The sequence below is a fragment of the Prevotella sp. TCVGH genome, assembly GCF_023522295.1.
Taxonomy (GTDB): domain Bacteria; phylum Bacteroidota; class Bacteroidia; order Bacteroidales; family Bacteroidaceae; genus Prevotella; species Prevotella timonensis.
This window is the reverse complement of sequence record NZ_QFFX01000072.1, coordinates 1-10,912: the sequence shown is the minus strand read 5'-3', so window position 1 is coordinate 10,912 and position 10,912 is coordinate 1. Positions and strand designations below refer to the sequence as shown.

Genomic DNA, 10,912 nt, shown 5'->3' with positions numbered 1-10,912 from the left:
AATGAATGAAAAAATTTGACAAGTAAATTAGGAAAAGTGAATAAAAACTGTCAAGTGATTTTAGGAAAGTACAATAAACATGACTTTGACCGGTTACTCCATTGAGTTAATGAGCCTACATTAATGGAATAACGCCCTTAAGTCATTATTTTATCGACCCAAAACCATGCTTTTAGCTGCTATTTCGCACTGTTTTTGCGGCTAAATGATACCACTATTTTTGTAACACGCTGATTATCAAGCATTCTTATTTTTCGCGTATTTGCGAGCAAGTCTCCACTTCGTTACAAATACGCGAGTATTCTGAGAGCATTTGTCAATATATTTCAGATTTTTTAAGACGATTTTTCATCCCCAAAAATCAACATTTTTAGGACATCCTAAATAAGTGGTCTCGCTGAAATTTATCAAGGAATCCTATTCTCTTTTACATCATTTTTCTCTTATATTAGATAATTTGACAAAATGCAACATAGGATCAACATAATCATCTGGAACATTACCACAACCGCGATGTTGTGTATCTGTAAAAATATCTCCGCTAAAAATAACTTTTATTCCAGCTTTTCTAAAATTTAAAGGTAGTGAGTTGTGTTGAGGGTAAATATTTACAATACCATAAGGAAGCTTACATACAATGCAATAAACATGATACTCGGTATTAAAAATCACTTCCCCAGGACTGTCAGTTAAGGTGAACCTAACTGTATTATCTTTACATACTGGGTAATTTGACGATTCTAATTCTTTTGAATCATCAGAGCTACAGCCAACATTCAATATAAGAAATAATGGCAATAATAAAAATAGTACTTTCTTCATCTCTTCTTTTTTTTTATGGTTTACGGTATGTAGAAAAATATAAACTAATAAAGGTCATCCAAAGATTGACAATGATAGGTAGCTTATTATTCATCGTCACAGTGTACTACTGTGTGCAAATATAAACATTTAAGAAATACGAAACAAGCAAGTTATTCGTTTTTTAATAAAAAGTCGGTGGTTCAATGGCTAAAGTTTTCCTATTGTTTTCCCAATCATTATAATCCTCAAAAATCAAGTGAAACGTATCACAGCTCAAAAAAACTTGTACTTCTGCCTAAAAACAAGTACTTTTGTAACCAAATTCCCTGCGGATGACAGAGACACTCAAAGAGAAAACGGCAAAAGGTATATTTTGGGGGGCGATGAGCAACATCACCCTGCAATTGGTAGGCGTGGTGTTTGGCATCATGCTGGGTCGCATTCTGTCCGACGAAGACTATGGCATGATGGCGATGATAGCCATTTTTCAGTTGGTTGCCATTGCCCTTCAAAACAGTGGGTTCACGGTTGCTATTACCAATATGAAATCCCCTACCCACGATGACTACAACGCTGTATTTTGGTTCAACATCTTGGTTGGCGGCACCTTGTACATCCTTTTGTTCCTATCCGCTCCCCTAATTGCTTCCTTCTACGATACGCCAGCCCTAACATCCCTGTGCCGGTACAGTTTTTTAGGCATCCTCTTCGCCTCGTTCGGCACCGCCCAATCGGCATGGCTGTTCAAGAACTTACACGCCAAGCAACAAGCCAAAGCCAACATCGTTGCCGTTTTGCTGTCGAGCGTCACGGGAGTATTGATGGCGTGGGGCGGTTTTCGTTATTGGTCATTAGCCACCCAAAGTTTGGTGTACATCCTGCTGTGTACCCTCCTCTACTGGCATTATTCGCCTTGGCGACCCTCCGTACACCACATTTCGTTTGCTCCCGTGAGACGAATGTTCAAGTTCTCATTCAAAATCCTACTCACCACGCTCATTACCCAAGTCAACAACAACGTGCTGAACATTCTGTTGGGCAGGTTATACACCAAACACGACGTGGGACAATACAACCAAGCCTACCAATGGGACAGCAAGGGATTTCAGTTGGTGCAGAGCATAGTGAACCAAGTAGCACAACCTGTACTCGTTGAACTGAAGAACGAGGCCGACCGACAGCTGCACGCTTTTCGCAAGATGATGCGCTTTTCGGCATTTCTCAGTTTCCCCCTCTTGTTGGGACTGGGACTGGTATCGCGCGAATTCATCGTGCTTACCATTACCGAGAAATGGCTTCCCAGTGCCCAACTCCTTCGGCTGTTGTGCGTGAGTGGGGCTATCTTCCCCCTCATCACACTGATGTCGAACCTCATTATCAGCAAAGGGAAAGCCAATGTTTACCTTGGTTGCACCGTTGCCTTGGGCGCATTACAAATCGTCCTCATGCTATTGCTGTGGCCATACGGCATCCGCAACATGGTTATTGCCTATGTGTGCCTCAACGTGAGTTGGCTTTTTGTGTGGTTCTACTTCGTGAGAAAGTCCACGGGATATACGCTTCCGCAGTTTTTTAAGGATGTGTTACCCTTTGCAGTCAGTGCATCAGGGGTCATGGTTGTGACCTACTATGCCACGTTGGGCATCACTCATCTGCTACCATTATTAGTCGTCAGGGTGGTAATGGCAGCTGTTTTGTATTACGTCATCATGCGCGTTGCCAAAGCAGAAATACTCCGCGAATGCCAAACAGCCATTCTTTCTAAATGGAAGAAAAAGCGCTAAGGACATCCCAAAATCCATATTTTTATGTATATTTGCTCATTATTGAAAATCAAAGCAGAAATTTAACACATGCAAGCCATTATATTAGCCGCAGGAATGGGGCGTCGCTTAGGAAGCTACACCAAGGAAAACACCAAATGTATGGTACCCGTTAATGGGGTAAGACTCATTGACCGCGTGCTCACGCAACTCTCCGCATTACATCTAAAGCGTGTACTGATGGTGGTTGGCTATAAGGGAAAAGAACTCATCCACCACATCGGAGAGCGATATGCAGACGCTCTAAAGATAGAATATGTAGAAAATCCTATTTACGACCGCACCAATAATATTTATTCATTGTCGTTGGTAAAGGAGCAAATGCAAGAAGACGACACGCTCTTGATAGAGTCGGACCTCATCTTCTCTGACCGACTTTTCTCCATGATTCTTGCCGACGAGCGTCCCAACATTGCCCTCGTTGCCAAATATGAGACATGGATGGACGGTACCATGGTGCGCATTGACGGTGATGGCAACATCGTAAACTTTGTTCCCAAAAAGGCTTTCAACTATCAGGAGGTTGACTCGTATTATAAAACGGTGAACATTTACAAGTTTAGCAAAACGTTTTCGCAAACACAATACGTTCCTTTTCTCGATGCTTATTGTAAAGCTTTGGGTAATAACGAATATTACGAACAGGTGTTGCGAGTGATTACGTTGTTAGATAAAACCAACCTTAAGGCACTTGACATTGGCAATGAGAAGTGGTACGAGATAGACGATGTGCAAGACTTGGACATTGCAGAAACCATTTTCGCTAAAGACGACGAGATGCTCAAGCGGTATAACTATCGCTATGGTGGGCATTGGCGTTTTCCAAAGATGCTGGACTACTGCTATTTGGTAAACCCCTACTTTCCTTGTAAGCAGATGAAAGCCGAGATGAAAGCCAACTTTGACACTCTTTTGACCGAATATCCTTCGGGCATGTATGTCAACTCGCTGTTGGCAGGCAAGTGTTTTGGCATTAAACAAGAATACATGGTGGTGGGCAACGGTGCAGCAGAACTCATCAAGAGCCTCATGGAGAACGTTAAAGGTAATGTGGGCATGGTGTTCCCCACCTTTGAGGAATATCCACATCGACTGCGAAAAGAGCAGATAGTGGCGTTTGTTCCGCCCTTGGACACGCTGCAATATACTGCCAACGACTTGATGAATTTCTACAAAGACAAGTCCATAGACATGCTGTTGCTCATCAATCCGGACAATCCCTCGGGTAACTTCATACCCAAAGCCGATGTTGTGAGACTGGCAGCATGGTGCAAGGAGCGAAATATACAGTTAGTGGTTGACGAGTCGTTTGTAGACTTTAGTGATGACTTTCTACACAATTCACTTCTCTGTGATGAGACATTGGAAGCCTATCCCAACCTGTTGGTCATGAAAAGTATTTCTAAATCGTACGGCGTCCCCGGACTTCGGTTGGGCATCTTGGCTACCTCACAACGTGAAACTATTGCTCGCATCAAGAAAGACGTGTCAATATGGAACATCAATTCATTTGCCGAGTTCTTCATGCAGATATACAATAAATATCAAGCGCAATACGAAAAAGCATGTCAGCAATTCATTGACGAGCGCAATCGCTTTGCCCTACGCTTGAAGGAGATACATTTTTTGCGTGTTCTGCCAACCCAAGCCAACTACTTCTGTTGCGAGGTGAAACCGCCCTATACCGCAGCCGAACTGACTAAACAGCTGTTGGCACGCTTTGACATCATGATAAAAGATTGCAACAGCAAGACATCGCTCAAAGGATTGAACTATATTCGCATCTCTATCCGCAACCAAGTGGACAACGATCAACTGATTACAGCATTGCTCAACCTACAAAACGAAACCATATAAATGAAAATATGTATTTGCGGAGGAGGTAACTTAGGGCATGTGGTAGCTGGTTTTTTGGCTGCACAGCCCACTCATCAGGTGAGTTTGTTAACACGACATCCCGAACGGTGGACGCATCATTTGCTCATTGACACCCCCAATGGAGAGGTGTTAAAGGGAGAGTTATGCCACATCAGTACGCATGCCAAAGAAGTAATACCTTCTGCGGAGTTGATTTTGCTGTGCCTCCCGGGATATGCACTGCACGACACACTGGAGCAAACAAGTAAGTACCTGTCGCCCCACGTACCTGTAGGAAGCATCGTGTCGAGTACGGGCTTCTTCTTTGAGGCTTTGGACATATTGCCCGATACCACTCCTCTTTTTGGCTTTCAGCGCGTACCTTTCATTGCACGGACCACTCAATATGGACGTCGAGCATCGTTGTTGGGCTATAAGCCTCAACTCAATTTAGCAATTGAACGAGGTGACGAAGCTACCGAAGCATTAAGGGAAACATTACAAGAAATGTTGCATACCCCCATTCATCTGTTAGATAACTATTACGAAGCGAGTTTGACAAATAGCAATCCGCTACTGCATACTGCTCGCTTGTACGAGCTATGGCACACTTGGCACAAGGAGATTATATATAAAGAGGTGCCGCTCTTCTACACCGATTGGACCGATGAAGCCGCACAATTATACATCCAAATGGATGAAGAACTTCAAACTCTATTGAGCAAATTAAAGGTAAAGCAGGGCGCAATACCCACTGTTCTTGATTATTACGAGAGTACGGATGCACATAGTCTAAGCAAAAAACTGTCGTCCATTGCTGCCTTTCAAGGCATACCTGCGCCCATGAAAGCCGTTGAGGATGGTTATCAACCCGACTTTTCCAGTAGGTATTTCACAGAAGACTTCCCTTATGGACTGGCTATCATTCACCGTTTGGCGCATCAACACGGTGTAGAGATTCCACATATCGACAAGGTTTATGAATGGGGGATGCGTCAATTGTCAAAATAAAACAGCTGTCATGAACACACCACTCATACCACACGAGGAACTGCGCCAACGATATAATCCCGATGGCTCGTTGCTGCGCCGCCAACAGATGCGCATGCTGCACATCCTTGTTGAGGTTGATAAGATATGCCAACGCCACAACATTCGGTATTGGCTCAGCAGTGGAACATTGATAGGTGCTGTTCGGCATGGCGGTTTTATCCCTTGGGATGATGACTTGGACATTGAGATGATGCGCTCGGATTACGAGCGACTTTTGGAAATTCTGCCTCACGAACTGCCCGAAGACTTGGCATTGCAAGCCCATAGCACCGACCCAAATTATTGTTACCATTACGCAAAGGTGCGCGACCTCTGTTCTTATATCGAAGAGAAGCCCAACTACGACCGCTTTTTTAAGCATCGTGGCATCTATATAGATATCTTCCCTTTGGAGAAACAACACATGTGGACACACAAACTCTCGGAACTTTCCTTCGGTCATGCCTATAAACTCATGCGTACCTACAAGGGAAACGACGAGGATTGTATGAAAAAAGTGAAACGACTGTATGCGTGGAATGTAAGATTTATCTACCCATTACTACGCTTGGTGAATCGCATCACGGGCGCAAAGACCATCACCAGCGGACTTGGGATTCCGTTTCACAATCCTCGATACGAAGAGGATATATTCCCATTGACAACCCTTGTGTTTGAAAATCGTCCCTTCATGGCTCCCCATGACAGCGACCGCATGTTGCGACACATTTATGGCGACTATATGAAGCTGCCCGATTTAAGCCAACTGAAGCCTCATACAGGCAGCATTGAAATATACAATAACGAAACCAACAAACATTGATAGGACATGAAACAGCCTGCAAAAACAGACGTGGCGGTACTGATACTCTTCTTTAACCGTCCCAAGGAACTGGGCAACCTGTTTGAACAAATCAAACAGGCTCGCCCCAGCAAGTTGTATCTGTATCAGGATGGACCACGCAACGACAGCAACTTGCCACGCATGGAAGCGTGCCGAAAGCTGCTCGATGATGAACAGATTGACTGGGAATGTGAGGTACATCGCAACTACCAAGAAGTGAACAGGGGCTGCGACCCTTCCGAATATCTCTCCCAAAAGTGGGCATTCAGCCATGAAGACAAGTGCATTGTCTTGGAAGATGACAACGTGCCTGCCCTCTCGTTCTTCCCTTTTTGCAAAGAATTGCTTGACAGATACGCACATGATGAGCGCATCGGCATGATTGCGGGCATGAATTACGATGAAGAAACACAGGGGATTCCCGATGATTATTTCTTCACCACCACCTTTAGCATCAGTGGTTGGGCATCGTGGAAACGGGTAGTTGACAAATGGAACGCTACATATTCGTTCCTTGACGACAAGTACAATCGGCAGCAGTTGGAAACTCTTATTAAAGAAAGGAAATACCAAAGCGACTTTATTGAGTTTTGCGAGTATCACCGTTCGGTGGGGAAAGCTTATTACGAAACGATTTTTCATGCAGCCATCTTCTTCCATTCACAACTCTGCATCGTTCCCCGAGTGAACATGATCAGCAACGCTGGAGCTACCGAAGACGGTGTTCACCTCAGTGGGAGCAACGACGATTTACCCAAAGCCATTCGAGGAATCTTCACCATGCAACGCCACGAACTGTCGTTTCCGCTGAAACACCCACGATATGTCATTGAGAACGTGGGCTACAAGCACCGCATGTTCCGCATCATGGGCTGGGGACATCCTTGGCTCAAGATAGGACGATCGGTAGAAGAGCTGTTCATCAACTTGCGTAAAGGCAATTTCAAACGCATCAAAGTGGCGATGGTCAATCGGATGCGCAAACTATGTGGCAAATCCAAATGGGACTAACAATAGCTTAAAAGAATAAACATCTTAAATAATAAAAAACCTACATTTATGAAAAAAACACTCATTTTTGCTGCCCTCACACTATCTCTATCCGTGGCAGCTCAAACCAATCCATTGTGGATGAGACACACTTCGATCTCTCCCGATGGGCAAACTATTGCGTTTTCGTATAAGGGCGACGTGTTCACCGTACCCGCTTCGGGCGGTCAGGCACGACAGCTTACCTCGAATGCAGCATACGATTCCTACCCCATTTGGAGTCCTGACGGCAAAAAAATTGCTTTCGCATCGAGTCGTGAAGGTAGCTTGGATATCTTCGTAATGAACAAATTCGGTGGCGAACCCAAGCGGTTGACCACCCGAAGCACCAACGAAACTCCCATTGCATGGCGTGACAACGAACACATCCTGTTCAGTGCAGCTATCATGCCAACGGCAAAATCCATCTTTTTTGCCAGCAGTCAGTTTCCACAAGTGTACGAGGTGAACTTGAAAGGCGACCGCCCAAAACTCTTCTCTGTTGTGAACATGGAGGATTTGAGCATCAACCAAAAGGGTGAGATATTATATCATGACAAGAAAGGATACGAAGATCCCTTCCGTAAACATCATCAATCGCCTATCACAAGAGATATATGGCTCAACCAAAATGGCAACTTTAGCAAACTAACTACTTTCAATGGCGAGGATCGTACACCACGCTGGGCACCCGATGGCACCTCCTTTTACTACCTAAGTGAGGAAGATGGAACTTTCAATGTGTACAAGCGAGGGGTGAAAAGCGCAGACAAGACACAAATTACTCACCACACCAAACATCCCGTGCGTTATCTATCAGTGGCACAAAATGGGCGAATTTGTTACAGTTACGACGGTGAGATATACACCCAAATGGGGTCGGCTGCACCACAAAAAGTAAACGTGAGCATTACTGCCGACCGTAATGACATCGACTTGAGTCGACAGATAAAAACATGGGGAGCGACAGAGATTGCTCTTTCCCCCAACGGAAAAGAAATAGGATTCGTGCTACATGGTGACGTGTATGTAACTAATATCGAGTATCGAACCACCAAACAAATCACCGATACACCCGAACAAGAGCGTTCGATTGAATTCTCTCCCGACGGACTGGCGATTGTCTACGCATCAGAACGAGAAGGGTTGTGGCAGATTTACCAAACCACCATGAAGAATAAAGCGGAGAAACAGTTTGCGTATGCCACCGACTTGCAGGAAGAACGCCTTATCCATTCGGCTTACACGTCTTTTCAACCGCAATACAGTCCCGATGGGAAAAGCATTGCCTTCTTTGAGAACAGGGGTACGCTCAAGGTGCTTGATGTGAAGAGCAAGAAAGTAAGAACCGTGATGGACGGTAAATATGTTTACTCTTATAGCGACGGAGATATTTGGTTTGAATGGAGTCCAGACAGCAAATGGCTCATCTCCAATTATATCGGAACAGGAGGATGGAACAACCAAGATATCGCCTTGATTGATGCAGAAGGTAAAAAGCCCATTTACAACCTCACACAAAGTGGCTACAATGCTGGTAATGGAAAATGGGTGTTAGGCGGAAAAGCCATCATTTTCCAAAGCGACCGAGCAGGCTATCGCAGTCATGGAAGTTGGGGAACCGAGGACGATGTGTACATCATGTTCTTCGACTTGGATGAATATGAGAAGTTCAAGATGACGAAAGAGGAAAAGAGTCTCCTCGACGAAGCAGAGAAAGAAAAGAAAAAAGCCGAAGAGCCAAAGACGGTAGACGTGACTGTGAAGAAGAAAGAAAAGAAGGAAGAGCCTATCAAATTGGACTTGGACAACTGTCGCGACCGTGTGCTTCGGCTCACTGTCAACTCATGCCGATTGGGCGATGCTGTGCTAAGCAACGACGGAAACGCCCTCTATTATCAGGCTGCCTTCGAAGGTGGTTACGATTTATGGAAACATGATCTACAAGATAAGAGTACAAAAATTGTATTGAAAGGTGTTGGAGGCGGCGGTATGCTGGCAGACAAAGACTTCAAGAATCTGTACCTATGCTCTGGAGGAGGCATCAAGAAGATAGATATAGGCAGCAACTCGTCGAAAAATGTCGACTTTGAAGCACGCTTCAACTACAAGCCTTATCAGGAAAGGGAGTACATGTTCAACCACATCTGGCAGCAGGTTAAGGATAAATTTTATAAGGTAGACTTGCATGGTGTCGATTGGGACGGCTACAAAAAGAGTTATGCACGGTTCTTACCTTATATCAATAACAACTATGACTTCAGTGAAATGCTGAGCGAAATATTAGGCGAACTGAACGCATCACACACAGGTGCACGCTATTTTGGCGGTGGTGCCAACCTTAGCACTGCTACCTTGGGTTTGTTCTACGACCAAACTTACGATGGAGATGGACTGAAAGTTGAGGAGATTATCAATCGTGGACCTTTCTCTGTGAAGAAAACAGGGGTTACGAAAGGCTGCATCATTGAGAAGATAGACGGTGAACCGATATTGAAAGACAAAGACTACTACTATATGTTGGACGGAAAGTCTGGCCGCAATGTCAGGGTATCGGTGTACAATCCCACCACCAAAAAGCGTTTCGATGTAACGGTTAAGGCCATTAGCAAGGGCTACCAAGACGAATTGCTGTACAGACGATGGGTGGACAGGAACCGCCAATTGGTAGATAGTCTGTCGCATGGACGGTTGGCATACGTACACGTCAAGGCCATGGATAGCGAGAGTTTCCGCACTGTATTCCATGAATTGCTGAGCGATAAGAACAGAAATCGCGAGGCAGTGATTGTAGACGAGCGACACAATGGTGGCGGCTGGCTGCACGATGACTTGTGTACGCTGCTGTCAGGCAAGCAATATCAGAGTTTTGTCCCACGTGGACAGTTCATTGGAAAAGACCCTTGGAACAAATGGACCAAGCCTTCGTGTGTCATGGTGTGCGAAGATGACTACAGCAATGGACATGGATTCCCGTTCGTGTACAAGGAGTTGGGCATTGGAAAACTGATTGGTACGCCAGTTGCTGGTACTATGACCGCCGTTTGGTGGGAGACACTCATCGACAATACCATGGTCTTTGGCATCCCACAAGTAGGTTGCCGAGACATGCGAGGCAACTTTGGAGAGAACACACAACTCAATCCTGACATTGAAGTGTACAACACTCCTGAGGATTATATCAATGGCAACGATCAACAGTTGAAACGGGCTGTTGAGGAGATGCTAAAGAAATAATGTTGCAACCACCATTGCCTAAATGATTTAGACAATGGAGTAACACAAATGAAAACCTATCTGAAGCTGTCCAAAGCCTGACACTTTCAGATAGGTTTTATCATGAGATATCCTAAAGAAGCATGGACACCATGCTCAAACCTCATTTGGAAATCTACAAACTATTCTTGGTTAATTCGGCATAAACCTGTTGGAACTGATGCTCTATATTTATTATTGCTGTCCGGTAAAACTCAAAAGAGCATAAATATCCTCCCCGAAGCCCAGTAAAATTGGACTTCGGGGT

At 44.7% G+C, this 10,912-nt stretch carries 7 protein-coding genes; 6 read left to right on the top strand and 1 reads right to left on the bottom strand.

Going from position 1 to position 10,912, the window contains the following annotated elements; translation table 11 throughout:
• Positions 1-432: 432 nt before the first annotated feature.
• Complete coding sequence (locus tag DEM91_RS10825; protein ID WP_249858929.1) at positions 433-822, bottom strand: hypothetical protein; 390 nt, start codon at positions 820-822, stop codon at positions 433-435.
• Between the two features lie 314 nt (positions 823-1,136).
• On the opposite strand from DEM91_RS10825, the gene DEM91_RS10820 reads away from it, so the two are divergent.
• From DEM91_RS10820 to DEM91_RS10795, 6 genes are all read left to right on the top strand, one after another.
• The gene (locus tag DEM91_RS10820) at positions 1,137-2,588 is read left to right on the top strand and encodes a lipopolysaccharide biosynthesis protein (protein WP_249858928.1); all 1,452 of its coding nucleotides are present in this window, start codon (positions 1,137-1,139) and stop codon (positions 2,586-2,588) included.
• A 69-nt stretch (positions 2,589-2,657) separates the two neighbouring features.
• Positions 2,658-4,484: an aminotransferase class I/II-fold pyridoxal phosphate-dependent enzyme gene (locus DEM91_RS10815; RefSeq protein ID WP_249858927.1), complete on the top strand. Its 1,827-nt coding sequence runs from the start codon at positions 2,658-2,660 to the stop codon at positions 4,482-4,484.
• The gene (locus tag DEM91_RS10810) at positions 4,485-5,495 is read left to right on the top strand and encodes an NAD/NADP octopine/nopaline dehydrogenase family protein (RefSeq protein WP_249858926.1); all 1,011 of its coding nucleotides are present in this window, start codon (positions 4,485-4,487) and stop codon (positions 5,493-5,495) included. It begins immediately after the preceding gene.
• Positions 5,496-5,505: 10 nt separating this feature from the next.
• Complete coding sequence (locus DEM91_RS10805) at positions 5,506-6,339, top strand: phosphorylcholine transferase LicD (RefSeq protein ID WP_249858925.1); 834 nt, start codon at positions 5,506-5,508, stop codon at positions 6,337-6,339.
• A gap of 6 nt (positions 6,340-6,345) precedes the next feature.
• Positions 6,346-7,371, top strand: a complete 1,026-nt coding sequence (locus DEM91_RS10800; protein ID WP_249858924.1) for a hemolysin activation protein — start codon at positions 6,346-6,348, stop codon at positions 7,369-7,371.
• 48 nt (positions 7,372-7,419) lie between these two features.
• A complete protein-coding gene (locus DEM91_RS10795; RefSeq protein WP_249858923.1) occupies positions 7,420-10,626 on the top strand; it encodes a S41 family peptidase in 3,207 nt (1,068 codons plus the stop codon).
• The last annotated feature ends 286 nt before the right edge of the window (positions 10,627-10,912 follow it).

Excerpts from the sequence above, each read along its gene's own strand:
- DEM91_RS10825 (WP_249858929.1), bottom strand. The coding sequence starts at position 822 with ATGAAGAAAGTACTATTTTTATTATTGCCATTATTTCTTATATTGAAT.
- DEM91_RS10820 (WP_249858928.1), top strand. The coding sequence starts at position 1,137 with ATGACAGAGACACTCAAAGAGAAAACGGCAAAAGGTATATTTTGGGGG.
- DEM91_RS10810 (WP_249858926.1), top strand. The coding sequence starts at position 4,485 with ATGAAAATATGTATTTGCGGAGGAGGTAACTTAGGGCATGTGGTAGCT.
- DEM91_RS10815 (WP_249858927.1), top strand. The coding sequence starts at position 2,658 with ATGCAAGCCATTATATTAGCCGCAGGAATGGGGCGTCGCTTAGGAAGC.
- DEM91_RS10800 (WP_249858924.1), top strand. The coding sequence starts at position 6,346 with ATGAAACAGCCTGCAAAAACAGACGTGGCGGTACTGATACTCTTCTTT.
- DEM91_RS10805 (WP_249858925.1), top strand. The coding sequence starts at position 5,506 with ATGAACACACCACTCATACCACACGAGGAACTGCGCCAACGATATAAT.
- DEM91_RS10795 (WP_249858923.1), top strand. The coding sequence starts at position 7,420 with ATGAAAAAAACACTCATTTTTGCTGCCCTCACACTATCTCTATCCGTG.